26 protein-coding genes are annotated in these 25,324 nt (G+C 67.9%); 20 read left to right on the forward strand and 6 right to left on the reverse strand.

Annotated elements, in window-relative coordinates:
- Positions 1 to 57: 57 nt before the first annotated feature.
- The 3 genes from QNO08_RS00345 to QNO08_RS00355 all read right to left on the reverse strand — a co-directional run bounded on the left by QNO08_RS00345 (position 58) and on the right by QNO08_RS00355 (position 3,580).
- Positions 58 to 285 (reverse strand): hypothetical protein, encoded by a 228-nt coding sequence (locus QNO08_RS00345; RefSeq protein ID WP_229966540.1) that lies wholly within the window; start codon positions 283 to 285, stop codon positions 58 to 60.
- Between the two features lie 194 nt (positions 286 to 479).
- A complete protein-coding gene (locus QNO08_RS00350; RefSeq protein ID WP_284015847.1) occupies positions 480 to 1,949 on the reverse strand; it encodes a peptide MFS transporter in 1,470 nt (489 codons plus the stop codon).
- Between the two features lie 188 nt (positions 1,950 to 2,137).
- The gene (locus QNO08_RS00355) at positions 2,138 to 3,580 is read right to left on the reverse strand and encodes an amidase (RefSeq protein ID WP_229966541.1); all 1,443 of its coding nucleotides are present in this window, start codon (positions 3,578 to 3,580) and stop codon (positions 2,138 to 2,140) included.
- A gap of 146 nt (positions 3,581 to 3,726) precedes the next feature.
- Here QNO08_RS00355 and QNO08_RS00360 point away from each other — a divergent pair, with 146 nt between their 5' ends.
- From QNO08_RS00360 to QNO08_RS00375, 4 genes are all read left to right on the forward strand, one after another.
- Positions 3,727 to 4,044 (forward strand): rhodanese-like domain-containing protein, encoded by a 318-nt coding sequence (locus tag QNO08_RS00360; protein ID WP_229966542.1) that lies wholly within the window; start codon positions 3,727 to 3,729, stop codon positions 4,042 to 4,044.
- The gene (gene pheA, locus QNO08_RS00365; RefSeq protein WP_229966543.1) at positions 4,041 to 5,003 is read left to right on the forward strand and encodes a prephenate dehydratase; all 963 of its coding nucleotides are present in this window, start codon (positions 4,041 to 4,043) and stop codon (positions 5,001 to 5,003) included. The genes QNO08_RS00360 and pheA overlap by 4 nt, the downstream gene beginning before the upstream one ends.
- A gap of 83 nt (positions 5,004 to 5,086) precedes the next feature.
- A complete protein-coding gene (locus tag QNO08_RS00370) occupies positions 5,087 to 6,058 on the forward strand; it encodes a DNA topoisomerase IB (RefSeq protein ID WP_229966544.1) in 972 nt (323 codons plus the stop codon).
- A 127-nt stretch (positions 6,059 to 6,185) separates the two neighbouring features.
- Positions 6,186 to 6,458, forward strand: coding sequence for a hypothetical protein (locus QNO08_RS00375; protein ID WP_229966545.1), 273 nt, complete (start codon positions 6,186 to 6,188; stop codon positions 6,456 to 6,458).
- 51 nt (positions 6,459 to 6,509) lie between these two features.
- Here the strand turns inward: QNO08_RS00375 and QNO08_RS00380 are convergent, their stop codons facing one another.
- The gene (locus QNO08_RS00380) at positions 6,510 to 7,613 is read right to left on the reverse strand and encodes a diacylglycerol/lipid kinase family protein (RefSeq protein WP_229966546.1); all 1,104 of its coding nucleotides are present in this window, start codon (positions 7,611 to 7,613) and stop codon (positions 6,510 to 6,512) included.
- Between the two features lie 64 nt (positions 7,614 to 7,677).
- Here QNO08_RS00380 and serS point away from each other — a divergent pair, with 64 nt between their 5' ends.
- Positions 7,678 to 8,955: a serine--tRNA ligase gene (gene serS / locus QNO08_RS00385; RefSeq protein WP_229966547.1), complete on the forward strand. Its 1,278-nt coding sequence runs from the start codon at positions 7,678 to 7,680 to the stop codon at positions 8,953 to 8,955.
- Between the two features lie 82 nt (positions 8,956 to 9,037).
- Entirely contained in the window at positions 9,038 to 9,874 is an 837-nt protein-coding gene (locus tag QNO08_RS00390; protein WP_229966548.1) for an HAD family hydrolase, read from the forward strand.
- A gap of 12 nt (positions 9,875 to 9,886) precedes the next feature.
- Here the strand turns inward: QNO08_RS00390 and QNO08_RS00395 are convergent, their stop codons facing one another.
- Positions 9,887 to 10,531 carry a SatD family protein gene (locus tag QNO08_RS00395; protein ID WP_229966549.1) on the reverse strand — a complete coding sequence of 215 codons (645 nt, stop codon included), beginning with the start codon at positions 10,529 to 10,531 and terminating at the stop codon, positions 9,887 to 9,889.
- Positions 10,532 to 10,718: 187 nt separating this feature from the next.
- Positions 10,719 to 11,270 carry an inorganic diphosphatase gene (locus tag QNO08_RS00400; protein WP_231712770.1) on the reverse strand — a complete coding sequence of 184 codons (552 nt, stop codon included), beginning with the start codon at positions 11,268 to 11,270 and terminating at the stop codon, positions 10,719 to 10,721.
- Between the two features lie 227 nt (positions 11,271 to 11,497).
- Between QNO08_RS00400 and dacB the strand changes: the two genes are divergently transcribed.
- From dacB to panC, 14 genes are all read left to right on the forward strand, one after another.
- Positions 11,498 to 12,955: a D-alanyl-D-alanine carboxypeptidase/D-alanyl-D-alanine endopeptidase gene (dacB, locus tag QNO08_RS00405; RefSeq protein ID WP_284155624.1), complete on the forward strand. Its 1,458-nt coding sequence runs from the start codon at positions 11,498 to 11,500 to the stop codon at positions 12,953 to 12,955.
- 61 nt (positions 12,956 to 13,016) lie between these two features.
- The gene (locus QNO08_RS00410; RefSeq protein ID WP_229966551.1) at positions 13,017 to 14,159 is read left to right on the forward strand and encodes an Rv3626c family coenzyme F420 biosynthesis-associated protein; all 1,143 of its coding nucleotides are present in this window, start codon (positions 13,017 to 13,019) and stop codon (positions 14,157 to 14,159) included.
- 12 nt (positions 14,160 to 14,171) lie between these two features.
- The gene (gene tilS / locus QNO08_RS00415) at positions 14,172 to 15,326 is read left to right on the forward strand and encodes a tRNA lysidine(34) synthetase TilS (protein ID WP_229966688.1); all 1,155 of its coding nucleotides are present in this window, start codon (positions 14,172 to 14,174) and stop codon (positions 15,324 to 15,326) included.
- A gap of 36 nt (positions 15,327 to 15,362) precedes the next feature.
- Positions 15,363 to 15,914 carry a hypoxanthine phosphoribosyltransferase gene (gene hpt / locus QNO08_RS00420; protein WP_229966552.1) on the forward strand — a complete coding sequence of 184 codons (552 nt, stop codon included), beginning with the start codon at positions 15,363 to 15,365 and terminating at the stop codon, positions 15,912 to 15,914.
- Between the two features lie 215 nt (positions 15,915 to 16,129).
- The gene (ftsH, locus tag QNO08_RS00425; protein WP_229966553.1) at positions 16,130 to 18,250 is read left to right on the forward strand and encodes an ATP-dependent zinc metalloprotease FtsH; all 2,121 of its coding nucleotides are present in this window, start codon (positions 16,130 to 16,132) and stop codon (positions 18,248 to 18,250) included.
- Positions 18,251 to 18,401: 151 nt separating this feature from the next.
- A complete protein-coding gene (gene folE, locus QNO08_RS00430) occupies positions 18,402 to 19,019 on the forward strand; it encodes a GTP cyclohydrolase I FolE (RefSeq protein WP_229966554.1) in 618 nt (205 codons plus the stop codon).
- Between the two features lie 14 nt (positions 19,020 to 19,033).
- A complete protein-coding gene (gene folP, locus QNO08_RS00435; protein WP_229966555.1) occupies positions 19,034 to 19,936 on the forward strand; it encodes a dihydropteroate synthase in 903 nt (300 codons plus the stop codon).
- A complete protein-coding gene (folB, locus tag QNO08_RS00440) occupies positions 19,924 to 20,337 on the forward strand; it encodes a dihydroneopterin aldolase (protein ID WP_284155625.1) in 414 nt (137 codons plus the stop codon). The genes folP and folB overlap by 13 nt, the downstream gene beginning before the upstream one ends.
- Positions 20,334 to 20,834, forward strand: coding sequence for a 2-amino-4-hydroxy-6-hydroxymethyldihydropteridine diphosphokinase (folK, locus tag QNO08_RS00445; protein ID WP_229966557.1), 501 nt, complete (start codon positions 20,334 to 20,336; stop codon positions 20,832 to 20,834). Before folB ends, folK begins: the two co-directional genes overlap by 4 nt.
- Positions 20,835 to 20,841: 7 nt before the next feature.
- A complete protein-coding gene (locus QNO08_RS00450) occupies positions 20,842 to 21,357 on the forward strand; it encodes a DUF3180 domain-containing protein (RefSeq protein WP_229966558.1) in 516 nt (171 codons plus the stop codon).
- Complete coding sequence (locus QNO08_RS00455) at positions 21,350 to 21,862, forward strand: PH domain-containing protein (RefSeq protein ID WP_229966559.1); 513 nt, start codon at positions 21,350 to 21,352, stop codon at positions 21,860 to 21,862. Before QNO08_RS00450 ends, QNO08_RS00455 begins: the two co-directional genes overlap by 8 nt.
- A complete protein-coding gene (locus QNO08_RS00460; RefSeq protein ID WP_229966560.1) occupies positions 21,859 to 23,415 on the forward strand; it encodes a PH domain-containing protein in 1,557 nt (518 codons plus the stop codon). The genes QNO08_RS00455 and QNO08_RS00460 overlap by 4 nt, the downstream gene beginning before the upstream one ends.
- Positions 23,402 to 24,325 (forward strand): Rossmann-like and DUF2520 domain-containing protein, encoded by a 924-nt coding sequence (locus QNO08_RS00465; protein WP_229966561.1) that lies wholly within the window; start codon positions 23,402 to 23,404, stop codon positions 24,323 to 24,325. Before QNO08_RS00460 ends, QNO08_RS00465 begins: the two co-directional genes overlap by 14 nt.
- Positions 24,322 to 25,245 (forward strand): pantoate--beta-alanine ligase, encoded by a 924-nt coding sequence (panC, locus tag QNO08_RS00470; protein WP_229966562.1) that lies wholly within the window; start codon positions 24,322 to 24,324, stop codon positions 25,243 to 25,245. Before QNO08_RS00465 ends, panC begins: the two co-directional genes overlap by 4 nt.
- The last annotated feature ends 79 nt before the right edge of the window (positions 25,246 to 25,324 follow it).

The following is a 25,324-nucleotide window of genomic DNA, read 5'->3' on the forward strand; positions in this document are numbered from 1 at the left end:
CGGTGGCAGATCGGCCGCCCGCGGATGTGGCAGAAGGCAGCTAAGGTGGCCGCCCGCTTAGGCCTTCCGGCCCTCCGGTTCGGAACCGGTGCGGCCGGACGTCTTGCTGTTCGAATTCGATCCTTCGGAAATACTCGCGTGGACCTCCACCCGGTGATCGGTTTTATTGGGATCCCCCGTGCCGTCGGGAATGACGTCAGCCCCGGACTCCACCAGTGCCTCCGCGGGATTTTCAGTACCCTCGTTGGGATCCTTGCCGGTGCCCTTGCTCTTGTCCTCTGCCATGGCGTGTCCTCCTTCTGCGGAAGCGGGAGTCCCGCCCTCCACCATCATCAGGCCTGCGATTTCAGTAGTACCACTCGGGGAACGGCGGATCCAGCGGTTCCGGCGGACAGCCTGCATCGCGGCTTAACCAACGACGACGACGGCGGGAAGCCGTCGTCGTCGTTGGAGAAGCCTGGAAAGGCTTGGCGTAGTGCTTAGCGCACGCCGCTCATCAGCTTCTTGATGGCGGGCGTAGCCACGACCAGGGCGGCGCCCAGGACGATGGCGGTGATGCCGCTGAACGCGAAGTAGCTGACCTCGGTGGCCGGGTCGTAGAACTGTGCCAGCCAGCCGGCCATGGTGGTGCCCAAGGAGACGGACAGGAAGAACAGGGCCACCATCTGGGTCCGGAAGACAGCCGGCGCCAGCTTGGTCGCCACTGACAGGCCGATCGGGGACAGGAACAGCTCGGCAAACGTGAACAGCAGCAGGATGCCGGCCAGGGCCAGCAGCGGCGTGCTGTTCGGGGCGCCGCCGGAGAACGGGATGAAGGCGAGGAACGCCAGGCCCATGACGGCCAGGCCCATGGCGAACTTCAGCGGGGAAGACGGCTGCTTGTCGCCCAGCTTGGTCCAGAGTGCAGCGAAGACCGCGGCGAAAATGATGATGAACACGGGGTTGATGGACTGCACGAAGCTGGGCGGCATTTCCCAGCCGAACAGGGTGCGGTCCAGCGAGGAGTCGGCGTAGATGGCCACCACGGTGAACTGCTGCTGGAACAGGGCCCAGAAGGCGGCGCTGGCCACGAACATCGGAATGAAGGAGTAGACGCGGCGGCGCTCAATCCTGTTGACCTTCTTGCTCGTCAGGATCACCACGAAGTAGCCAATGGACGCCAGGATGGCCAGGGTGGCCATGACCGGAGCCAGGTTTTCCGCGGTCAGCAGGCCGAAGAACACGGCCAGGACGATCAGCACGAGCGCGGCCACCGTTCCGGCGATCACCTTGGTGAACAGCGGGCGCGGCAGCGGGTTGCTGACCAGATGGGCGGCCTCGGGCAGGTGCTTGCGGGTCAGGGCGTACTGGGTCAGGCCGATGACCATGCCGACGGCGGCCAGGCCGAAGCCGAAGTGGAAGCCGAACTTGTTCTGGACGAGGCCGGTCAGGATGGGGCCGACGAGGGCGCCGAGGTTGATGCCCATGTAGAAGATGGAGAACCCGGCGTCGCGGCGCTCATCCGTCTCTGTGTAGAGGGTGCCAACAAGCGAGGTTGCGTTGGCCTTCAGGCCGCCGGAACCGAGGGCGATCAGGATCAGGCCGGCGGCCAGTCCCGCCGCGCCCGGAAGCACGGCCAGGGAGATGTGGCCCAGCACGATGATGATCGCCGAGTAGAACAGGACACGTTCCGAGCCCAGCAGGCGGTCCGCAACCCAGGCACCGAGAATGGTGGACAGGTAAACGCCACCGCCGTAGGCGCCGACAAGTCCGGTGGCGACGGCCATGTCGATACCCAGGCCGCCGTCGGCGACTGAGTAGTACATGTAGTACAGCAGGATGCCCTGCATGCCGTAGAAGGAGAACCGTTCCCACAGCTCGACGCTGAAGAGGTTCGCCAACATGCGGGGATGGCCAAAGAAGGACTTTCGGGCCGACGGGGCGGCTGAGGTGCTGGGATTAGAACTCACCCGAACATGTTCGCATCGGCATATGTGTGCGCGGGGCGGCCTCGGGGCGGAATTCTCCGCGCTATCGCTTCAGGAGCCTGCTGGGCAGTGAGAAACATCACCGGCAAATTGGTTCTACGGCACACTGTTACGGCATCCATGGCGACCTCAGGCGGGGTGCGGGGAACTCATGGACTAGTATACGCGTTTTAGGATTCCAACTGCGCGGCGACGGCCAACAGCTGGGCCTCTGCGCCGGGCCGTCCGATCAGTTGAATGCCCATGGACAGGCCGTCCGGCGTTCTCAGGGTCGGTACGGAGATGGCCGGGAGTCCGCACACATTGACCATCGATGTGAAGGGCGAGTAGCGGCACTGCCGGGCGTAGTCCTCCAAGCCCAGTGCCTCTTCGTCCGGAAATCCGGCTTCGGGCGGGTTTTCCCAGTACCAGCCCACCGGGCGCGGAGTTTGGCCCAGCGCCGGAGTGAGGATCATGTCATAGGCGCTGTAGGCGCGGATGGTGTCCTCTTCGAAGCGGCGCAGGACATCCAGCGCCGACGCCAGCTCCCCGGCCGAACGCTGCAGGGCCCGACGGCGGACCGCCGCCGTGAGCGGTGTCAGCCTCCGCTCGGCGCCCTCGGGCAGGACCAAGGTGGCGAGCGAGGCCGTCCACACCGTCTGGAAAGCCTCCGGATAGCGCTCGTCGTAGCTGAGTTCGGCGTCAACCACGTCATGGCCGGCTGCGGTGAGCGCGCGGATGCCGGTGGTGAGTGCCTGCACCGCCTCGGGATCCAGGACGATCTCCAGGCGCGAGGAGAACGGCGAGAGGGTGCTCACTCCGATCCGGAAACGCCCTGCGGCCCGCTGGGCCGCGGCCAGGAAGCTGCCCTCGAAGGGCGCGGCCGACGTCGCATGATGGTTGGGGCCGGCGACCATGGCGTCCAGCAGCAGCCCCGCATCCGCGGCGTTGCGCGCCAGGGGTCCGGCCACCACAAACTGGCCCAGGTCGTTCTGGCCACCTCCGGCCGGCACCCGCCCGCGGTTCGGTTTCAAGCCCACCAGTCCGGTGGCCGCGGCCGGAATGCGCACCGATCCGCCGCCGTCAGTGCCCGGCGCGAATGGAATCATGCCCGCTGCCACGGCCGCGGCGCTGCCGCCGCTGGAGCCGCCCGGGCTTCGCATCGGGTCCAGGGGGTTCCGGGCCGGAGCGCCGATGAAATTCTCGCTGTAGCTGCTGAGCCCGAACTCCGGAACCTGGGTCTTGCCCAGGCTGATGGCCCCGGCGCCGCGCAGGACGGCGGGGAGGGGGCCGTCCTCGGCCGGAACATACGGTTCCAGGGCGGCGGTGCCCAGCGTGGTGGGTATTCCGGCAACATCGGTCAGATCCTTGTGGGCCAGCGGCATGCCGTGAAGCAGCCCCAGGGGCTCGCCGCGGGCAAATCGTTCATCGGCCGCCGCCGCCTCCCGCAGGGCGGGTTCCGGAGTGGGCAGCAGGAAGGCGCCCAGTGCCGGATTTCGTTCCTCGATGCGCCGGAGGAAATAGCCGGTCACCTCGCGGGCGCTGACTTCACCCGAGGCGAGGCGGTCCCGCCACTGCAGGGCAGTGGGCTCAGTCGACGGTGAAGTCGGACCGGGAAGCGGCGGAGCGGACATGTGACCTCCGGGACGGCGGATTATTTTCCGGACTGGGCTCCCACTATAGGCTGGGAGGAAGTTGACACCCGGTCCGGTGTTCCGGCGTGCCGCCGGAGCCCGAAGAGGCCCGGGGCCGCCGCACATGCAAAGACAGGAACCGGAAAATGGAAAACGTATCAGTAGGCGAGATCAGCAGCGATGCCAAGATTCTGGACGTTCGGGAGGACTACGAATGGGAAGCGGGGCACATCGACGGCGCCCTCCACATTCCTCTCGACTCCCTGCCCGAACGCCTCAATGACCTGGACCCGGACCAGGATCTCGCCGTCATCTGCCGGTCCGGCGGCCGCAGCGCGCGAGCCACTGCCTGGCTGGAATCCCACGGCTACTCGGCTGTGAATGTCACCGGCGGCATGGGTGCGTGGCTGGAAGCCGGAAAGCCCATGGTCTCCGACAACGGGCAGGACCCCACGGTCGTATGAGTGCTTCGCCCAGCACCGGTGCCGGCAGCGAAACCGAGGGCCTGATTTACACCTATTTGGGCCCCGAGGGCACCTTCACGGAGGCCGCCCTGCTGCAGGTTCCGGGTGCGGATGCGTCGGAGCGCATTCCCGCCACCAGCGTGAACACCGCCTTGGAAATGGTCCGCAGCGGCCGCGCCGATGCTGCAGTGGTGCCCATTGAAAACTCGGTGGAGGGCGGCGTCAGTGCCACCCTGGACGCCATTTCGGCCGGCGATGCGCTGCGCATCCGGCGCGAAATCCTGGTTCCCATCACCTTCGTCCTGGCCGCACGGCCCGGACTGGACCTGGCCGGCATCACCACCGTCTCCACGCACTCCCATGCCTGGGCCCAATGCCGGAACTGGGCGGAAATAAACATTCCGCAGGCGGAATATCTCCCCGCGTCGTCGACCGCGGCCGCAGCGACGGGCCTCCTCTCCCCGGGGGCCGGGTACGACGCCGCCATCTGTTCGCCGTTGGTGGCGGAGCGGCTGGGCCTGAACGTGATCCGCACCGACATCGGCGACGTGGCCGACGCCGTGACCCGCTTCGTGCTCCTGAGCCGGCCCGCTGCCCTGCCGGCGCCCACCGGGGCCGACAAGACCACTCTCGTGGTGCCGCTGCCGGAGGACCATCCCGGTGCGCTGATGGAAATCCTGGACCAGTTTTCCGCCCGCGGGGTGAACCTGAGCCGGATTGAGTCGCGGCCCACCGGGCTGTTCCTGGGCGACTACTTCTTCAGCATTGACGCCGACGGCCACATCAATGATGCCCGGATGGCCGACGCCCTGAAGGGCCTGCACCGGATCAGCCCGAACCTGCGGTTCCTGGGCTCCTACCCCCGGGCTGACCACCGCGAGCCCGAAATTCCAAAGCACACCAGCGACGAGGCCTTCCGCTCGGCGGACCGCTGGCTTCAGGGCCTGCTCGACGGCTAATCTCTCCGCAGCGACATTTCGGTGCGACCCTGCTGTCGGACAGGCCCGGTGCACCGGAAACAGGAAAACGCGAAGGGAAAAACATGCGGCTGCGGCGGAGCAACTGTGAGCATCCGGGATATTCGCGGCTGCGCCGGGGGCGCGGTTTCAGCTACCGCGGGCTGCGCGGCGACGTACTGAAAGACCGGGAAACCCTGGAGCGGATCCGCGCCCTGGCCATTCCTCCTGCCTGGACGGACGTCTGGATAAGCCCTTATGCCAACGGTCACATCCAGGCGACCGGGACGGATGCCGCCGGTCGCCGGCAATACATCTACCACCTGCACTGGCGGGAACTGAAGGACCGGGAGAAGTTTGACCGGTCCCTGGCCTTTGCCCAGGCCCTGCCGGCGGCCAGGCGCCTGATCACCAAGCATCTGCGCACCGACGGTGCCGGTCCGCAGCGCGCTTATGCCGCGGCCCTGCGGATTGTCGACGCCGGAGCCCTGCGCATCGGCGGGGAGCGGTATGCCGAGGTCAACGGCTCCTACGGAACCACCACGCTGCGCGTGGAGCACGTCACGGTGCAGGGGGCCGAGGTGAAGTTCGATTTCCCGGGTAAGAGCGGGCAGGAGTGGCACACCTCGATTGCGGATCCGGACCTGGTGGCTGCCCTGGAGCCCATGCTCGCCCGTCCGAAGCCCGACACCGCGCTGGCCTATCAGGACGGTGACGGAGGATGGCACAGCATCACCGGCGCCTCGCTGAACGCCTTCCTGAAGGAGGTCACCGGCGGGGACTTCACGGCCAAGGATTTCCGCACCTGGCAGGCCACGGTGGTGGCCGCGATGCACCTGGCCCGGGCGTTCCCGGCGGCGTCCACGCAGAAAGCCAAGCAGCAGGCCGCGGCCGCCACGGCACGTAAAGTGGCCGAACACCTCGGCAATACCCCCGCCGTGGCCCGGAAATCCTACATCGACCCGCGGGTGGTGGACCGGTTCTTCGGCGGCGAGGTCATCGACGTGGGCGGGTTCTCCGCCTCCGAAACGGCCGTCCGGCTGATGCTCACCCCCTGACGGGTTTGCGCCGCCGGCTTTTCCCGTTTCCCCGTTCGTAAGTATGCTGATGGTAAGAGTGCGGTGTTTCCGCACACGCGGCACAGGATCCAACGGGTCCTGTCTCAACGTTCAGGAAGGTAAGCACATGTCTGAATATCCCAATGAGGAAGAACAGCTGACCGACCCCAAGCCCAGCGGACAGTCCACAGCTGACGACAACTACCGCGGTGACGCCGGAGACCAGGGCAACGACATCCGGTTCGCCGAGGAAGAGCAGCTGATCCGCGAACAGGCCTCTCCGAAGTCAGTCAACCGTGACGACGAAGGCGAGTACACGGATGCCGAGGGTGCCGAGGGCGGCAAGTCCGGCAAGGACGAAGGCGGCTACACGGACGCCGAAGGCACGCAGGACTCCTAGTCCCGCCTGCCGGTCCCGTCCGGGTTGGCCGCCGGCGGAAAGGGCGCCTGATTAAGGCTGCCCTGCTTCCGCCTTGCTGCGGCTGCCGAACGGGCGGGGCCGCTGCTGCTCCGGTGCGGGCGCGCGGACCAGCAGCGCCAGGGGATTCACTTGGACCCGAACGCTCGTGGCCGCCCCCGTGACATCACCGTCCAGCTGGGTTCGGGTTGGCTGCCCCACCCGGATTTCCACTGTCCGGGCCCGGCGGTGATCGATGACGGGGATGTCCTTCGGATACTTGGTGACCACCTTGCCCGCCAGCCAGAGCCACCCGGCCAGGCCCCGCGGACTCATGACCACCACATCCAGCAGCCCGTCGTCCATGCGGGCTTCGGGAATGAAGTCGATTCCGGCGGGAAGCCGCCCGATGTTCGCAAAGAGGATGCTGCGCACCTTGCGCACCCGCGGAGGTTCTCCGTCCACGGAGATGCTCATTTTCGTCCGGCGTCCGGGCAGCAGCCGCACGCCGGCCTCGCTGTAGGCCATCCAGCCGACGCGTTTTTTCAGGTCGTCGCGGGTCGCCGCGAGCACTTCGGCATCCAGTCCGATGCCGCCCATCACCAGGAACGCGCTGCTGCTGCCCTGCCCGGTGACGGAATTCTCCAGCGTCATGGTGCCCATGTCGATGCGGCGTTCCTGGCCGTGCAGCGCCGCGCGGACCGAGGCCGGCAGATCCGCGACCGGCAGGCCCAGGTTCCGCGCCAGCAGATTGCCGGTGCCCAGCGGCAGCAGCCCCAGCGCGGCCGGGGCGTTGGCCAGGGCGCGGGCAACTTCCCGGATGGTGCCGTCGCCGCCGGCCGCCACCACGACGTCGGCCCCCAGCTGCAGGGCATGCCGCGCCTGTTCCCAGCCGGGGCTTTCCCTGGTGGTCTCGAGGATCAGGGGAGGATCCCAACCGGCCAGCTCGCACGCCTCAGCCAGCAGCACCCGCGCCGCCGGGGCCTGGACCTTGACCGGGTTGAGCACCATGGCAACTCTCTGGTGCCCCGGGGCCAGCGGTTTGAAGACGGGGCGTTCCGCAGCCAGCCGGCGCCGCCGTCGGACTGCCGCCCAAACCACACCCGCCGTCAGGACGGTTATCAGGAGTGCAAGCAGGAGGATCTCGGGTGTGGGCATAGTGGTTCCCACCCTAACCCGGGCCGGTGCCCGGGCCCGCCAGGGTTTTGGGTACTCTTGAAGCGTGATCGATGTAAATGAGCTCCGCGAAAACCCTGAAAAATTCCGAGCCTCCCAGCGCGCCCGCCAAGCGGACGAGTCCTTGGTGGACGCGATCATTGCTGCCGACGCCGCGCGCCGGGATTCCCGAACCCGCTTCGAGAACCTGCGGGCCGAGCAGAATGCCTTCGGAAAGCGGGTGGCCAAGGCCAAGGGCGACGAAAAGCAGGCCCTCCTGGCTGAGGTCAAGGAACTTGCCGGTGCGGTCAAGGCTGCCGGCGCCGAAGCCGATGCCGCCCAGGCCGAGTCCGACGCGCTGCTGCGCCGGATTCCCAACCTGGTGCAGGACGGCGCACCCGCCGGCGGCGAGGACGACTTCGAGGTCCTCAAGACGGTCGGCACCCCCCGCGACTTCGAGGCCGAGGGCTTCGCGCCCCGCGACCACTTGGAAATCGGCGAACTCCTGGGCGCCATCGACATGGAACGCGGCGCCAAGGTCTCCGGCTCCCGCTTCTATTTCCTGCGCGGCGTTGGTGCCCGCCTGGAACTGGCGCTGCTGAACATGGCCATGGACCAGGCCGTGCAGGCCGGGTTTGTTCCGATGATCACCCCCACCCTGGTCCGCCCCGAGACCATGCAGGGCACCGGTTTCGACGTGGCGCACGACGCCGAAATCTACCGCCTCGCCGACGACGACCTCTACCTGGTCGGTACGTCCGAGGTGCCGCTGGCCGGCTACCACGCCGACGAAATCCTGGACCTCAACGGCGGGCCGGTCCGCTACGCCGGCTGGTCCTCCTGCTACCGCCGGGAAGCCGGCTCGCACGGCAAGGACACCCGCGGAATCATCCGCGTCCACCAGTTCAACAAGGTGGAAATGTTCATCTACACCAAGCCGGAGGACGCCGCCGCAGAGCACCAGCGGCTCCTGGCCTGGGAAGAGGAAATGCTCGCCAAGGTGGAGCTGCCCTACCGGGTGATTGACACCGCCGCGGGCGACCTGGGCATGTCCGCCGCCCGGAAGTTCGACTGCGAAGCCTGGGTTCCCACCCAGAATGCCTACCGCGAGCTGACCTCCACCTCAAACTGCACCACATTCCAGGCCCGCCGGCTGAACATCCGCGAACGCCAGGACGGCGAGGGCAAGGGCACCCGTGCCGTGGCCACGCTCAACGGAACCCTCGCCACCACCCGGTGGATCGTGGCCATCCTTGAGCACCACCAGAACCCGGACGGGTCCGTCACGGTCCCGGCTGCCCTGCGGCCGTACCTGGGCGGCCTGGAAGTCCTGCCGGTGCTGTAAAGCTCCGGCTGTTGCGCCGGAAATCGGCGCACATGTGAGGCACGTCCTTTCGCGATCCGCCACCTTCTGTTGAAATTGGTCGATGACTACTTTGACGAGCGCCGGCATCGAAGACCGGCAAGACCCTAATTCCACTCCCCACCTGGTAGCGCTGGATGTCGACGGCACCCTCGTGGACCACGACGGGCACATGTCCGCCGGTGTCCGCAAGGCCGCCCAGGCCGCCGTTGCTGCCGGGCACCATCTGGTGGTTGCCACCGGCCGCTCCTACGGTGCGGCCCTGCCCATCCTGGAGAACATCGGCATCACCAAGGGCTACTGCGTCTGCTCCAACGGCGGCGTGACCCTGCGCGTGGACCCCTCGCTTCCGGACGGGTTCGAGGTGCTGGACCGGGTGGTCTTCGATCCTTCGCCGGCGCTTGATGCCCTTCGGGTGAAGCTGCCCACGGCAAAATTCGCCCTGGAGGATGCCCATGGGCACTTCCTGTCCACCGAACGCTTCCAGGACGCCAGTTTTGGCGTTGAGGCGCTGGCTGTGGATTTTGAGCGGCTTCGCAGCGCCGAGGCCGTGCGCGTGGTGGTGTTCAGCACCGACTCAACGGCCGAGGAGTTCGGCGAAGCGGTGCGGGCCATCGGCCTGCACGGCGTGACCTACTCCGTGGGCTGGACCGCCTGGCTGGACATCGCCGCGGAGGGCGTCACCAAGGCCAGTGCCCTGGAAAAGGTGCGCAGCATCCTGGACATCGACCGGAAGTACACGCTGGCCATGGGCGACGGCCGAAACGACATCGAGATGCTGGGCTGGGCAGCCCGCGGCGTGGCGATGGGCCAGGCTCCGCAGGAAGTGTTGGAAGCGGCCACCGAAGTCACGGGCACCGTTTACGAAGACGGCGCCGCGACGATTCTCCGCGGCCTCTAGGCCGTCCCGGCGTCAGTACGCCAGTACGTCAGTACCCAGTGCTGCGGGCGGCAGGGACGCCGGGCCGTAGCAGAGCGACAGCAGGCGTGCTGCGGCGGGCCGGGTGGCCCACTCCTCCTGCCAGTGGGAACGCACCACTGCCTTGCTGACGGCTTGGGCGGTGATGCCCAGGATTTCCGCCACGTACTTCTGCTGGCCGCGCGCCCCCGGCGTCATCAGGTCCAGGACCTTCCACTCGGCGTCGGTCCGGCTCGCGACGATCTGGCCCAGCAGGCGCAGCACGGCCTGCGCTTCCGCCGCTACGTCCCCGTCCGGGCCGTCCACCGCCAGCGGGATGCGTTCGCCGGTTTTCCGTGCCCGGTCCACGGCGCGGCGGGCATAGACCAGGCCGAAGCCGTCGTTGTCCAGCATGTTCTGCTGCAGGGGCGGGCGCAGTTCGCCGACGCCGATCCCGACGTTCCAGCGCCGCTGCCGGATGGCTGAGAGCGCCGCTTCCACTGCCGTCGGGGCGTCGGCCAGCACCCCCTGCGCCTCGTCGCCGACCGAGCGCTGGAACGGGACAGCTGCCGGCAGGTGCCGGAGGGAGCGGATCAGATCCGGGACGAGGTCGCCGGACTCGCGGGAGTCCCGCTGGTTGATGGTCAGCACGTAATGCATGGGATCAGCATGCCAGAGTCCACGTGCAGACAACCGTTTTCGGTTGCTGCGGCGTGCCACATCCCGTCTCGGTGCGGGTCCTCCCACCGGAACCAACGACGACGGCGGCCGCCCCGGAAAGGGGACGGCCGCCGTCGGGCGCTTGCCGGGCCGGCATCCGCAGGGGCGCCGGCCGGGCAGGAAAGTGCTACTCGTTGATGGGGTTCGCGTCCACGTCGCGGCCCTGGGGCTCGTCCTCTTCGCTGCCTTCGCCGAGCGCCTCGAAGCGTTCCAGGGAGGCCTTGACCTCGGCCTCGGCATCCTCGCGGCCGGCCCAGTCAGCGGCCTCAACCCACTTGCCCGGCTCCAGGTCCTTGTACTTCGTGAAGAAGTGCTTGATCTCGTCGAGCAGGAAGTCGGAGACATCCGAGATGTCCTGGATATGGTCGAAGCGCGGGTCCACGGGAACGCAGAGAACCTTGGCGTCTCCGCCGCCGTCGTCCACCATGTTGAAAACGCCGATCGGACGGGATTCCACCAGCACGCCGGGCATCAGGTCGAAGTCCTGCAGCATGACCAGTGCGTCCAGCGGGTCGCCGTCCTCACCGAGGGTGTTTTCGAAGTACCCGTAGTGCGTGGGGTAGGCCATGGAGGTGAAGAGGATACGGTCCAGGCGCAGGCGGTGGGTTTCGTGGTCGATTTCGTACTTGACCCGGGATCCCTTGGGGATCTCGATGGTGACGTCGAGCGTGATGGACATGGATACTCCTCTGGCGTGACGCCGCGGGGGCGCCACAAAACGGGTTGACGAACGCGGCGTCGACGAAAAACACTGCCGTGAACGTAGGCTGATAAAGGCACCGGCGACGCGTAAGTGTCCGCGTCCATGCGGGCGGCGGCGCCGGTCTAGTCTTAAAGATATATGTCTTGGTCCCCAATTCCTGTTTCCGGCAGGAGAAGCGGCTAACGGAAAGCAGCGGTGAGGCGATGGCTCGGGTGTTTACCGGCCTTCTGCTGACCCTCGTCCTGACGGTTCTTGTGCTGCCGCTGGCCGTGTACGCGGGACCGCCGGTGCTTGCCGCCCTCCGGCACGAGCAGCCGGCCCGGCAGGTTGTGGTGCCGTCCTACCAGCAAAGTCCGGTCCGCCTGGCCTCCGGCGGGGATGAGTTCCCGGTCCCGGCCGGTTCGGAAGCTCCGGCGCCGGACACCCGGGTGCTGGCGGCACTGCTTGACGCCGAGCTGGCGGTCGACGGAAGCGGAAAATTCTCCGGGGCCGTCCAGGATGCACTGACGGGGGAGGTCCTCTACGACCTGGACGGCGATGTCCCCGTGACGCCGGCCTCCAGCCTGAAACTCCTGACGGCGGCTGCCGCACTCTCGGACCTGGGGGCGGACACCCGCTTCGAAACCGGCGTCCACGCCGGCACCGCTCCGGGAACGATCATCCTCAAAGGCGGCGGAGACGTTCTCCTCACTGCAGGCGAATCGGACGACGACGCGATCGTGGGCCACGCCGGGCTGCAGACCCTCGCCGATGAAACAGCCGCGGCGCTGGCGGAGCGCGGGACGTCGGGAACCGTGAGCATCCGGCTCGACGACACGCTGTTCACCGGCGCCTCCCTTTCGCCGGCGTGGAGCCGGGAGGACGTGGCGGCAGGTGAAATGGCCGCACTGTATCCGCTGGCCATTAATTCGGCGTGGGCCGCCGAAGGCGTCTCCTCCGGGCCCCGGGCCGGGGACGCCGCGCTCGCGGCTGCCAGCGCCTTCGCCGCCGCCCTGGAAACCTCCGCCGCCGGGTACGGTTTCACCGTCGACCCGGTCATTGAGCGCGGCGCCGCTGCGGAAGGCGCCGACCGGCTGGCCTCCGTGGTTTCGGCTCCCGTCGCCGACCAGGTGCAGCAGATGCTGCTCAGCTCCGACAACTACCTGGCCGAGGCACTGGCCCGGATGAGCGCGCAGGCCACCGGCCGGGAAGCCACTTTCGAGGGTGGAACAGCCGCCGTGCTGTCAGCGGTTTCCCGGCTCGGAGTGGACACCGGCGGCCTGGTGCTGGCGGACGTCTCCGGACTGGGCGGCGGAACTGAAATCTCCGCGAGGCAGCTCGCCGCAACGGTGCAGGCGGCGCTGACTTCCACGAAAAACGACGTGAGGGCACTGCCCTACTCCCTGCCGGTGGCGGGGCTGAGCGGAACCCTCTCCTCCCGGTTGACCGGCACTACAGGCACCGGCGGCACCGATGGCGCCGGTCCTTCCCCCGCCGGCGTCGTCCGGGGAAAGACCGGATCCCTGTTTGCCGTGACGTCGCTGAGCGGGTTCGTGACTGACGCCGACGGCCGGCTGCTGTCCTTTGCCTTCGTCGCCAACGGCCTGGAGGGCAACACGGCTCAGGCCCGCGCCGCCGTGGATGCGGCAGCCACCGTTCTGGCCGGGTGCGGCTGCCGCTGACGGCGTTTGGCGTACAGCGAACCCCTCACCAATTCCGGGTGCCGTGTGGTCTGATGGACGGATGGAGAGCTATCAGCAGGACCGTTCCTCAGCCGCCCCCGATCTGGTGAACTGGGATCTGGCCGCCGGAACGGCTGCCACCCTGGTGCCCGCGGGTCCCAAGATGTCTGCCCGTGAGATCCGCGAAGCGGTGGCGGACCTGCGCACCCTGGCCGACGAGGCAGTGGCGCATGTCCACCGCATCACCGGGCTGGAGGCTGCCCGGGACCTGCGGGATTCCGAGGTGCTCGTGGTGGACCGTGCCTCCTGGGCCAAGGCCAATTCGCGCAGCTTTGCCGTACTCATGACCCCGGCCCTCGACCATTTGGCCAGCACCCACCCGGAAGAGTTGAAAAACGCCAACACCGCGTTCAGCGGCACCGTCACCGGCGCCCAGCTCGGCGCGGTCCTGGCCTTCCTGTCCTCAAAGGTGCTCGGCCAGTACGATCCCTTCGCCGCGAAGACACCCGGCGGACCCTCCGGCGGCAGGCTTCTGCTGGTGGCGCCGAACATCATCACACTGGAGCGCGACCTGAACGTGGTTCCTGCGGATTTCCGGCTGTGGGTGTGCCTGCACGAGCAGACCCACCGGGTGCAGTTCGCCGCCGCTCCCTGGCTGCGCGACCACATGCTGGAACAGATCGGCCTGCTGACAAACGGCCTGATGGACAAGGCCCAGACCTTGTCCGAACGCCTGGGCCAGGCGGCCAGGACGCTCGCAACACCGGCCGGGCGCGAGGCCCTGACGGGCGGAACCGGCGACGACGGCGTTCCCAAGCGTCCGATGGACGTCATGTCCCTGCTGCAGGACCCCGAGGACAAGGAGCGGATGTCCCACCTGACCGCAGTGATGTCCCTGCTCGAGGGCCATGCCAACGTAGTGATGGACGCCGTCGACGCCCAGATCGTTCCCAGCGTCAAGACCATCCGGCAGCGCTTCAACGACCGCGGCAGGAGCCACGGCTGGCTGGACCGGTTCTTCCGCCAGATCCTGGGACTGGACGCAAAAATGCGCCAGTACAAGGACGGCTCAAAATTTGTCCGGGCCGTGGTGGACAGCGCCGGCATGGAGGGGTTCAACCGGGTCTGGGAAGGCCCGGAGAACCTTCCGACCGAAGCGGAGATCCACGCGCCTTCGCTGTGGATGACCCGGATGGGGCTGTAACCGCACGTGCCGATGCAACCTGACCTGTCAGCAACCGACCCCTCCGGCTCCGGGTTTTCCGTCCCGGCTTCCGGGAACCGCCCCCGCAAGCGGCTGAACCCGACGCTCGGCAAGGCCCGCAACATGATCCGTGACGCCCTTGACGCCGCGGGCCTGCCGCCCCGCGGCACCGCGTCCACGCCGCCGCCGCTGCTGCTGGTGGCGTGCAGCGGCGGACCGGACTCGCTGGCCCTGGCTGAAGCGGCATCCTTCTTCGCCCGGCGCGGAGACTACCGGGTGGGCGCCGTCGTCGTCGACCACGCCCTGCAGCCCGGATCCGCGGAAGTTGCCGCTTCGGCGGCGGAGAAGCTCCGCGGCATGGGCCTGGATCCGGTCCAGGTCCGGACCGTCTCGGTGCCGGCCACCGGCATGGGGCCCGAGGCCGCCGCCCGGACCGTCCGCTACGCGGCCCTTGACGCCGCCGTGGAAGAGACCGGCGCCGACGCCGTGCTGCTGGGCCACACCCTGGACGACCAGGCCGAACAGGTGCTCCTGGGCCTGGCCCGCGGTTCCGGCACCCGGTCCCTGGCAGGGATGCGCGCCGTCCGCGGCAAGTACCTGCGGCCGCTGCTTGGCCTGCGCCGCAGCGAGACGGAGGAAATCTGCGAAAGCGAGGGCCTGGACCCCTGGTTCGATCCCTCCAACTCGGATCCGGCTTTTGCCCGGTCGCGGGTGCGGGCGGAAGTCCTGCCCTTCCTGGAAGAGAAACTGGGCCCGGGAATCGCCGAGGCACTGTTCCGTTCCTCACGTATCCTGGCGAACGACGCCGACTACCTTGACGCGGTGAGCGCCGAAACCTTCGACCGGCTGCGGGTTCCGCAAGCGGCCGAAACCGATGCGCAGAAACCGGATCCCGACACGATTCTGCTGCCCGAAGCGCCGCTGCGGAAACTGGCTCCCGCCATACGCCAGCGCGTCCTGGCTCTGGCCGCGGTGGAACTGGGCGGCGCCCAGCCCAGCTACGAGCGGCTGCGTTCGGTCGAGGCGCTGCTTCGGCGCGTCGGCTCCGCCGGGCCGGTGGAACTGGTGGGCAAAGTCAGCGTCTACCGGCAGGTGCGCACTAATCCGGTTCCCCAAGGCGGCTCCGGCTATGGCAATCTTGTCTTTAGGAAAAAGAGCAGCACCTAAAATACAGCTGCAACATCTCGTACCCGGGAGCCATTCGTGGATTCACACGACGTCCAGTCAGACCTCAAGCACGTTCTCTACACGAAGGAACAGATCCAAACGCGGGTTGCCGAACTCGCAGCAGAGATTGACCGCGACTACGCAGGACGCGACGTCCTGCTGGTTGGTGTGCTGAAGGGCGCCGTGATGGTCATGGCTGACCTCTCCCGTGCCCTGCACAGCCACGTCACCATGGACTGGATGGCCGTGTCCTCTTACGGTTCCGGCACTCAGTCCTCCGGCGTCGTCCGCATCCTCAAGGACCTGGAAACGGACCTGCTGGGCAAGCACGTGCTGATCGTCGAAGACATCATCGACTCCGGGCTGACCCTGTCCTGGCTGCGCACCAACCTGCAGTCCCGCGGACCGGCCAGCGTTGAGATCTGCACCCTGCTGCGCAAGCCCACCGCCGCGAAGGTGGAAATCGACGTTAAGTACGTGGGCTACGAGATCCCCAACGAGTTTGTTGTCGGCTACGGCTTGGACTTTGCCGAGCGGTACCGCAACCTCGATTTCATTGGAACCCTGGCGCCGCACGTTTACGAGTAAACAGCACCGCTGGAGCGCACCGGACGGCGGCCCGCGGGCTGCCGTCCGGTTTTGCGTCAGCGATCAGCATCACGCCGACGTGCTACGCCCAGAGGGAACTTTCCGGGTATTCGGGACGTGTTCTTTCAGGTAACGGTGTATAGCTAGTTGAAGTATATTTCGCGCATTATCAGCGTTGTTGATCAGGAGGGACGGGGCTTGCGCCCTGACGACGAATGAAATCTAAGAACTTCTTCAAGGGGCCGGTCTTTTGGATAATCCTGGCAGTGGCCCTTCTTGTACTCATTCTTCCCAGCCTTTCCACGAGCGGGGCAACCCAGGTGGACACCAGCGTGGGCCTGCAGCTGCTCAAGGACCAGAAGGTGGAGCAGGCCAAGATTTACGACGGCGAGCAGCGGGTCGACCTGACGCTTAAAGACGAGTACAAGGACAGCAGCGGCCAGGACCAGGGCGAGAACGTGCAGTTCTACTTTGGCACCGCCCGCGGTCAGGACATTGTCGAAGCCGTGAACGAATCCGGCGCCGAAGGTTTCACCGACCAGCCGGTGCAGACCAACTGGTTCACCAGTTTCCTGGGCCTGTTCCTGCCGTTCATTATCCTCGGCGTCATCTTCTGGTTCCTGCTCTCCCGCATGCAGGGCGGCGGCTCCCAGGTCATGAAGTTCGGCAAGTCCAAGGCCAAGCTGACCAACAAGGACATGCCGCAGGTTACCTTCGCCGACGTCGCCGGAGCTGACGAGGCCGTGGAGGAACTGCACGAAATCAAGGAATTCCTGCAGGATCCGGCCAAGTTCCAGGCCGTGGGCGCCAAAATCCCCAAGGGCGTGCTGCTGTACGGCCCTCCCGGCACCGGTAAGACCCTGCTGGCCCGCGCCGTCGCCGGCGAGGCCGGAGTTCCGTTCTACTCCATCTCCGGTTCCGACTTTGTCGAGATGTTCGTGGGTGTGGGCGCGTCCCGCGTCCGCGACCTCTTCGAGCAGGCCAAGAACAATTCCCCGGCCATCATCTTCGTCGACGAGATCGACGCCGTCGGCCGTCACCGCGGTGCCGGCGTCGGCGGCGGCAACGACGAACGCGAGCAGACCCTGAACCAGCTGCTGGTGGAAATGGACGGATTCGACGGCAACACGAACGTCATCCTGATTGCCGCCACCAACCGCCCCGACGTGCTGGATCCGGCGCTGCTGCGCCCGGGCCGCTTTGACCGGCAGATCGGCGTGGACGCTCCGGACATGCAGGGCCGCCTGCACATCCTGCAGGTGCACGCCAAGGGCAAGCCGATGGCTGAGGGCGTCGACCTGGAAATCGTGGCCCGCAAGACGCCGGGCTTCACCGGTGCTGACCTCGCCAACGTCCTGAACGAGGCAGCCCTGCTGACCGCCCGCTCCAACGCCCAGCTCATTGATGACCGGGCACTGGATGAGGCCATCGACCGCGTGATCGCCGGACCGCAGAAGCGCAGCCGGGTGATGAAGGAACTCGAGCGCAAGATCACCGCCTACCACGAGGGCGGCCACGCCCTGGTGGCTGCTGCCCTGCGCAACACCGACCCCGTCACCAAAGTGACCATCCTGCCCCGCGGCCGCGCCCTGGGCTACACGATGGTGCTGCCGCAGGACGACAAGTACTCGATCACGCGCAACGAACTGCTTGACCAGCTCGCCTACGCCATGGGCGGCCGGGTGGCCGAAGAGATCGTCTTCCACGATCCGTCCACCGGCGCGTCCAACGACATCGAAAAGGCCACCGCCACGGCCCGGAAGATGGTCACGCAATACGGCATGAGCGAGCGGATCGGTTCCGTGAAGCTCGGCAGCGGCGGAGGCGAACCGTTCCTGGGCCGCGACATGGGGCAGGAACGCAACTACTCCGACCAGGTGGCGTACGTGGTGGATGAGGAAATCCGGCGCCTGCTGGACAACGCCCACGACGAGGCCTACCAGATCCTGACGGAAAACCGGGACGTCCTGGACCGGCTGGCCCTGGAGCTGCTGGAGCGCGAGACCCTGAACCAGGCCGAAATTGCCGAGGTCTTCTCGGACGTGCGCAAGCGGGACGTCCGCGAAGTGTGGCTCTCCAAGCCCACCCGCCAGGTCCACACCCTGCCTCCCGTGGTGTCCGCCAAGGAGCGGCGCGAGGCCGCGGCCAACGGCCAGCCGAATCCGGACACCGTTTCCCCGCAGGATCAGATTGCCGACGCCGATCTGCCGCAGGACTTCGATGTGTCCAGCAACGGGCTGACGCATCCCGAGGGCAGCGGATCCGGCCACGCCGGGCCGGGCGGCACCGCCAACCGGACCGACGGCACTAACGGTTCGGCGCAGAACGACCGCTGAAACAACGACCGATGAAACAAGGTGGCCCGGCATGATGCCGGGCCACCTTTGCGTCCGGCTCCCTGTGCGTCGGTCCCGGAAGGAACCGGGGATCCGCCCGGGCACCGGGGCACCGGGGCGGCCGCCGGGACAGTCACGGTAGGATCGACCAGTGACGGATTTCGACGATGAACTGACCGCGGAGGACATCTCCGATTCCCTGGCCCCGGTGGACCAGCCCAGGATTGCAAAGGCGGTCCGCGAGATCCTCCTGGCAATCGGGGAGGACCCGGACCGGGAGGGGCTGCAGGACACCCCCAAACGGGTCGCCAAATCGTACGCCGAAATCTTCGCCGGCCTGCACCAGAGTCCGGTTGACCTGCTGGCCACCACCTTCTCCCTTGAACACGAGGAGATGGTGCTGGTGAAAGACATCCCGTTCTTCTCCACCTGCGAACACCACCTGGTGCCCTTCCACGGCACCGCGCACATTGGTTACATTCCGTCCAGGGACGGCAAGGTCACCGGTTTGAGCAAGTTGGCGCGGCTGGTGGACGTGTACGCGCGGCGCCCGCAGGTTCAGGAGCGGCTGACGACGCAGATCGTGGACGCGCTGATGGACAACCTTGACCCCCGCGGTGCCATAGTTGTCATTGAATGTGAACACCTTTGCATGTCAATGCGCGGAGTGCGCAAGCCCGGAGCCAAGACCGTCACCTCGGCCGTCCGCGGCCAGCTGCGGGAAACCGCAACCCGCGCAGAAGCAATGAGCCTCATTCTCGGACGATAGGACGCCCCCACCCCATGGATTCACTAGCCGCCGCTCCCGGAACCGGGCCTGCGACGTCACCGCTGCCGCTGGTGCGTTCCGCCCGGGCCCGCCGGTTCGAAGACCTGCCGACCGACCGCACCCTGGTGATGGGGATCCTCAACGTCACCCCGGATTCCTTCAGCGACGGCGGACAGTTTGCGCAGGCCGACTCCGCCATCCAGGCCGGATTGAAAATGCACTGCGACGGCGCCGACATCATCGATGTGGGCGGGGAGTCCACCCGGCCCGACTCGGTGCGGGTGACCGCCGAGGAAGAACAGCAGCGGATCCTGCCCGTGGTGGAAGCGCTCGTGAAGGCCGGTGCGCTGGTCAGCGTCGACACGATGAACGCCTCAACGGCGGAAAAGGCCATCCAGGCCGGCGCCGCCCTGATTAATGACGTCTCCGGCCTGGAGGTGGATCCCGCAATGCCGGCGCTGATCGCGCGCACCGGGGCTCACTACGTGCTGATGCACAGCCGCGGCGCCGTCCGCAGCAGCGACCCGCACGCCGAGTACGACTCCGTCGTCGATGACGTGATCACCGAGCTGACGAAGCTCCGGGACCAGTTCTACGCCGCCGGAGCAACTCCTGAGCAGATCATCCTCGATCCCGGGCTGGGCTTCTCCAAGCACGGCAACGACAACTGGGAACTGCTGCGCAGCATCGACAAGTTGAACGGTATGGGCCACCGGGTCCTCATCGGCGCTTCCCGGAAGCGTTTCCTCGGCTCCCTGCTGGCCCGCTCCGGCAAAGCGGCCCCGCCCCTGGAACGCGACGACGCCACGGTGGCCATCACCGCACTCGCCGCCTTTTCCGGCGTCTGGTGCGTCCGGGTGCACAACGTCGGCCCGAGCCTCGACGCCGTCAAGACCACAGCAGCATGGAAGGCATAGACATGGAAGCCGGCAGCGCAGCCACCCGCACCCGCGCACGCGACACCATCACCCTGACCGGAATAACCGCACGGGGATTCCACGGAGTGTTCGACGACGAGCGGCGCAACGGCCAGCCTTTTGTGGTGGACGTGGTGCTGCACGCCGACCTGCGGCCGGCCGGCCTCAGCGACGACCTGACATTGACCGCCCACTACGGCGAACTCGCTGAGCAGGTGGCCGCCATCATCGCCGGCGAACCGCTGAACCTGATCGAGGCACTGGCCGAGCGCATCGCCGGCGCCGTCCTGGACGGCTTTGCCGGCATCAGCGCCGTCGACGTCACCGTCCACAAACCGCAGGCACCCATCACCGTTCCCTTCGGCGATGTCTCAGTGACCATCCACCGGGACCGGCTGTGACCGGCGCCGGGGCCGTGACCGCGGTCCTCGCCCTGGGCAGCAATCTCGGCGAAAGCCGGGACACGCTCTCCCTCGCCGTGGCCGAACTGGCCAACCATCCCGGCGTTCGGCTCCAGGCGGTGTCGCCGGTGGTGCGGACCCGTCCGGTGGGCGGGCCTGAACAGCCCGACTACCTGAACCTGGTGGTCTCCGTGGAAACCGACCTGCCGCCCCACGACCTGCTGGCCCACTGCCAGAGCGTGGAAAACGCGCACCACCGGGAACGCGAGGTGCGCTGGGGGCCGCGCACCCTCGACGTCGACATCATCACCTACGGCGACTTGGTGCTCGACGACGAAACCCTCACCCTTCCGCATCCGCGGGCGCACACCCGTGCCTTCGTGCTGCAGCCCTGGGCCTGGATGGATCCGGACGCCGTGCTGTCAGGCACCCCGGTCGCCGAGCTCGCCGCCAGTGCCGAGGATCTGCCGGGACTGGAAATCTTCGAGGGAGACTGATCCGGCCGTGTCGAGCATTAAATACCGCTGGCTCGCCGTCATCGCGGCGGCCGCCGGCATTGTTGGCTGGCTGGGAAACTACTGGGCCGTCCGCAATTCCCTGCCCGCGCCCGTCCTCAGCGTGTACGGGCTGCTCGCCGTCCTCCTGATCTCCGGCGCGACCCTCATCCTGGGCCTGCGCGTTCGGCGCTGGCAGCAGGGCAACCGGAACCGCGAGCTGGACCCGATCGCCGCCGCCCGGACACTGGTCCTGGCCCAGGCAACGGCCTACGCCGGGTCGCTGCTGCTGGGCTGGCACGCCGGCATCTTCCTGGAGCAGGTACCCCTGTGGTCCCTTCGTCCCGGGCACAGCGCCACGTGGTCCTCGCTGGCTATGATCGCCGGAGGAGTTCTTATGATCTCCGTCGGTCTTCTGGTGGAGCGGTTTTGCAGGCTCCCCCCACCGGACGACTCCAACGGGCACGGCGGCACCGCTGCCGGCCCGGACACCAGACGTGAACCGGGAGACGGAGAATATGCCTAGCGAAGCAATCGATCCGGACGGAATCAACTGGGAGCACATCTCGCCCCGGTACCTCACCGTCCGCCTCATCGGCTGGGCCGTCGAAGCCCTGCTGACCGTGGCTCTGGCCTGCACCCCGCTGATCCTGCGGGCTGCCGGGGTGTGGCCCTCGGCTCCGAGCTGGCTGGCCTGGGGCCTGCCGGCAGTGGTCGCAGCGGCCTATCTGTGGCGCGGAGCCCTGCTGCCGCGGCAGGTGCGCGCGGTTTGCTACGCCGAACGCAACGAGGACTTCCTGCTGCGGCGCGGCATTTTCTACCAGCGCACGCTGGTGGTTCCCTATGGCCGGATGCAGTACGTGGACGTGACGGTCGGTCCCCTGGAACGGGCCTTTGGCCTGTGCTCTCTCAAGCTGCACACCGCGGCGCCCGGCACCAACGCCGTCCTGCCGGGCCTGCCGGCGTCCGAGGGGGCCCGCCTGCGCGAGCACCTGTCCGAACGCGGCGAAACGCAGCTGGCCGGGCTGTGAGCATCCCACGCAGCGGGGAATGGGCCCGCGTCCACCCGGTGTCGCCCCTGGTGCGCGGCTGGATAGCCCTGGCCGCGATTGCCTTTGTGTTCGGCCGGAACCTGGTCGAGGACCTGATCGGCGTTGGCAGGGACGACGGCGGCGGCGGCGGGGGCAGGACCGCGCCCGCACCCGACGGCACTGTGCTGCTGATCGGCATTGGCATCCTCGCGGCGATCCTGCTGATCATCGCCGCCGTCTTCTTCCTGTCCTGGTGGTTCACGCGCTATCAAGTGACCGATGACCACGTGCGGGTCCACTCCGGCGTCGTATTCCGCCAGCAGCGCCAAGCCCGCCTGGACCGCGTTCAGGCCATCGACATTGTCCAGCCCCTGCTGGCACGGCTCTTCGGCCTGGCCGAACTGCGCTTCGAGGTGGCAGACGCCGGTGAGTCCGCCGTCCGGCTGGCGTTCCTCAAACTCGACGACGCCCAGCAGCTGCGGACCATGATCCTGGACCGGGCCTCCGGCGCAGCGGAAGCGGGCGCCGGCGGCGAGGACGCTGACGTCCCTCCGGGCGGACGGCAGGTTCCGGGACCCGTTGAGGCTCCGGAGCAGCCGATCCTGGAGCTGCGTCCCGGGCGGGTCATAGCCGCCACCCTGCTCTCCGGAACCACCCTGTTCCTGCTGGCCGGCGTCGCCGGCGTCACCATCCTCACTGCCGTCACCGGCGAGGCCGTCAGCCTGGCCATCCTGTTCCCCCTGCTCTTCGGCGCCGTCGGCGGCTACTGGACCGAGTTTTCCACCTCGTTCAATTTCCGCGCCTCGGTGTCCCGGGACGGAATCCGTGTGCGCTACGGGCTGCTGGACACCCGAACCCAGACCGTCCCGCCGGGCCGGATCCAGGCAGTGGCCGTCAAGCAGTCGCCGCTCTGGCGGCTCACCGGCTGGTACCGCGTCTCGGTCAACGTGGCCGGTTACGGCGATGCGGCCACGTCCGAAGGACAGGCCCGCACCAAGCTGCTTCCGGCCGGAACCCTGGAAGAGGTTTTCGCCATCCTCGCCCTGGTGCTGCTCGAGCCCGGCACCGACCGGCCGCTGGATGTCTTCACCGCCGGAATCGCCGGCCGGGACTCCGGCGACGGCTTCACGACCACACCCCGCCGCGCCCGCTGGATCGCACCGCTGGCCTGGCGGCGCAACGGCTTCGCCCTCACGGAAACGGCGCTGCTGGTCCGCAGCGGTGCCCTGTGGCGGGCACTCTCAGTGGTTCCGCATGAACGCACGCAGTCCATGTCGCTGGAGCAGGGTCCGCTGCGCCGGCGCTTCGGCACCGCCGACCTGGTCCTGCATTCCACCCCCGGGCCGGTGCATCCGCGGATCCGGAAAATCGATGCCGCCACGGTCCGCGGCCTGTTCCTGGAGCAGGCGGTCCGGGCCCGCGAAGCCCGGCGCCGTGACCGCAGCGGCCGCTGGAACCAGGCAACAGGTTCCGGACCGGTTGACCCCGGCAGCATCAACCCCCACGCCATCAGCAACACCGTTTCGAAGGAGCACCCCCATGAACAGCGCTGACGCCAGCACCGCCGAAAAACGACGGCGGGGCAGGCTCGGCATCGGGGTCATCGGTGCCGGGCGGGTCGGGGCAGTGCTCGGGGCTGCCCTGCGCGCAGCCGAACATGCCGTCGTCGGCGTCTCTGCGGTAAGTGAGGAAAGCCGCGAACGTGCTGCCAACCTGTTGCCCGGCGTTCCCGTCCTGGACATTCCGGAAATCGTGGAGCGCTCCGAGCTGGTGCTGCTGGCAGTGCCGGACGACGCCCTGGGGCCGCTGGTCTCCGGGCTCGCCGCCACCAACGCCTGGCAGGCCGGACAGCTGGTGGCGCACACTTCGGGCCGATTCGGCACCGATATCCTCGAACCCGCCCGCCGGGCCGGGGCCATTCCGCTGGCCCTGCACCCGGCCATGACCTTCACCGGGATGAGCCTTGACCTGACCCGGCTGGCCGATTGCTCCTTCGGCGTCACCGCCCCCACCGCCGTGCTGCCCATCGCGCAGGCCCTGGTGGTGGAAATGGGCGCCGAACCGGTGGTCATCGATGAGGCCGACCGGGTCAACTACCACCTGGCCCTGGCCCACGCCTCCAACCACCTGGTGACCATCACCGCGCAGTCCACGCAGCTGCTCAAGGACATCGGCGTCGAATTTCCGGACCGCCTGCTGGGTCCGCTGATGCGCGCCTCCCTGGAAAACGCCCTTGCCTCCGGCGAGCATGCGCTGACCGGCCCGGTGGCGCGCGGGGACGCCGGCACGGTGGCGGCGCACCTGAGCGAAATGGCCGACCAGGACAGCGCCGACCTCCGGGACACCTACCGCGCCCTGTCGCTGGCCACCGCACGCCGGGCCATCGACCGCGGGCTGCTCAGTGCGGCCCGCGGCCAGGCCGTCATCGATGCCCTGACCCTGGATGCGGAAGGACCGCGGTGAGCACGCCGCTGGTGCTGCGCACGGCAGCGGACCTGCGGGCTGCCGTTGCCGAGGCGCTGGCTGCCGCCGGCGGCACCGGCCGCGACGGTGTCCAACCTCCCGCGCTCGGACTGGTGCCGACCATGGGCGCGCTCCATCACGGCCACCGCGCCCTGGTGGAGGCCGCGCGGGCCGAGAACGACGTCGTCGTCGCCTCGGTTTTCGTCAACCCACTGCAGTTCGACGACGAGGATGACCTGCGCCGCTATCCGCGCACGCTCGAGGCGGATGTGGAACTGCTTGGCGACGCCGGCGCGGACCTGGTCTTCGCGCCGTCGGAGGCGGAGGTCTATCCGGACGGCCCGCCGCTGGTGCGGGTCAGCGCCGGCGAGCTGGGAGCCCGCTACGAGGGAGCCTCCCGGCCCGGACACTTTGACGGTGTGCTCACGGTGGTGGCCAAGCTGCTGCACTACGCCCAGCCCGCCCGGCCGGCGCGCTACCGCGCCTACTTCGGGCAAAAGGACGCCCAGCAGCTGGCGCTGATCCGCCGAATGGCCGCTGACCTGAACTTCCCGGCGGACATCGTGGGAGTGCCGGTGGTGCGCGCCGCCGACGGGCTGGCCGAGTCCAGCCGCAACGTTTTCCTGGACCCGGAGCACCGGCGGGCGGCAACGGTCCTGTCCCGCGCCCTGTTTGCACTGCAGCACCGGGTCTCTGCCGGCGCACCTCCGGACCTGGCCGCCGCCGTCGCACTCGTGAAAACCGAACCCCTGGTGGAGCTGGACTACTTCGACATCGTGGATCCGCAGACGCTGCAGCCGCTGCCCGCCGGGAGCGGGCCGCTGCGAAAGCCTGCGCTGGCGCTCCTGGCCGCGCGCATCGGATCGGTGCGGCTGATCGACAACCTGCCCCTGGCGCCCGCAGCCGGAGAGGGTCCGTAGCCCACTGATCTGTGCGCCCGCCGTGAACCGGCTGGCGGTCTGCCGTAAACCTCCGCCGCGCGGCTCTGTAAACTTAAGT

Source organism: Arthrobacter sp. zg-Y820 (assembly GCF_030142155.1).
Taxonomy (GTDB): domain Bacteria; phylum Actinomycetota; class Actinomycetes; order Actinomycetales; family Micrococcaceae; genus Arthrobacter_B.

Coding starts and splice junctions, on each gene's coding strand:
- QNO08_RS00345 (WP_229966540.1), bottom strand. CDS start 285: ATGGCAGAGGACAAGAGCAAGGGCACCGGCAAGGATCCCAACGAGGGT.
- QNO08_RS00355 (WP_229966541.1), bottom strand. CDS start 3,580: ATGTCCGCTCCGCCGCTTCCCGGTCCGACTTCACCGTCGACTGAGCCC.
- QNO08_RS00360 (WP_229966542.1), top strand. CDS start 3,727: ATGGAAAACGTATCAGTAGGCGAGATCAGCAGCGATGCCAAGATTCTG.
- pheA (WP_229966543.1), top strand. CDS start 4,041: ATGAGTGCTTCGCCCAGCACCGGTGCCGGCAGCGAAACCGAGGGCCTG.
- QNO08_RS00370 (WP_229966544.1), top strand. CDS start 5,087: ATGCGGCTGCGGCGGAGCAACTGTGAGCATCCGGGATATTCGCGGCTG.
- QNO08_RS00375 (WP_229966545.1), top strand. CDS start 6,186: ATGTCTGAATATCCCAATGAGGAAGAACAGCTGACCGACCCCAAGCCC.
- QNO08_RS00380 (WP_229966546.1), bottom strand. CDS start 7,613: ATGCCCACACCCGAGATCCTCCTGCTTGCACTCCTGATAACCGTCCTG.
- QNO08_RS00390 (WP_229966548.1), top strand. CDS start 9,038: ATGACTACTTTGACGAGCGCCGGCATCGAAGACCGGCAAGACCCTAAT.
- QNO08_RS00395 (WP_229966549.1), bottom strand. CDS start 10,531: ATGCATTACGTGCTGACCATCAACCAGCGGGACTCCCGCGAGTCCGGC.
- QNO08_RS00400 (WP_231712770.1), bottom strand. CDS start 11,270: ATGTCCATCACGCTCGACGTCACCATCGAGATCCCCAAGGGATCCCGG.
- dacB (WP_284155624.1), top strand. CDS start 11,498: ATGGCTCGGGTGTTTACCGGCCTTCTGCTGACCCTCGTCCTGACGGTT.
- QNO08_RS00410 (WP_229966551.1), top strand. CDS start 13,017: ATGGAGAGCTATCAGCAGGACCGTTCCTCAGCCGCCCCCGATCTGGTG.
- tilS (WP_229966688.1), top strand. CDS start 14,172: ATGCAACCTGACCTGTCAGCAACCGACCCCTCCGGCTCCGGGTTTTCC.
- ftsH (WP_229966553.1), top strand. CDS start 16,130: ATGAAATCTAAGAACTTCTTCAAGGGGCCGGTCTTTTGGATAATCCTG.
- folP (WP_229966555.1), top strand. CDS start 19,034: ATGGATTCACTAGCCGCCGCTCCCGGAACCGGGCCTGCGACGTCACCG.
- folB (WP_284155625.1), top strand. CDS start 19,924: ATGGAAGGCATAGACATGGAAGCCGGCAGCGCAGCCACCCGCACCCGC.
- QNO08_RS00455 (WP_229966559.1), top strand. CDS start 21,350: ATGCCTAGCGAAGCAATCGATCCGGACGGAATCAACTGGGAGCACATC.
- QNO08_RS00465 (WP_229966561.1), top strand. CDS start 23,402: ATGAACAGCGCTGACGCCAGCACCGCCGAAAAACGACGGCGGGGCAGG.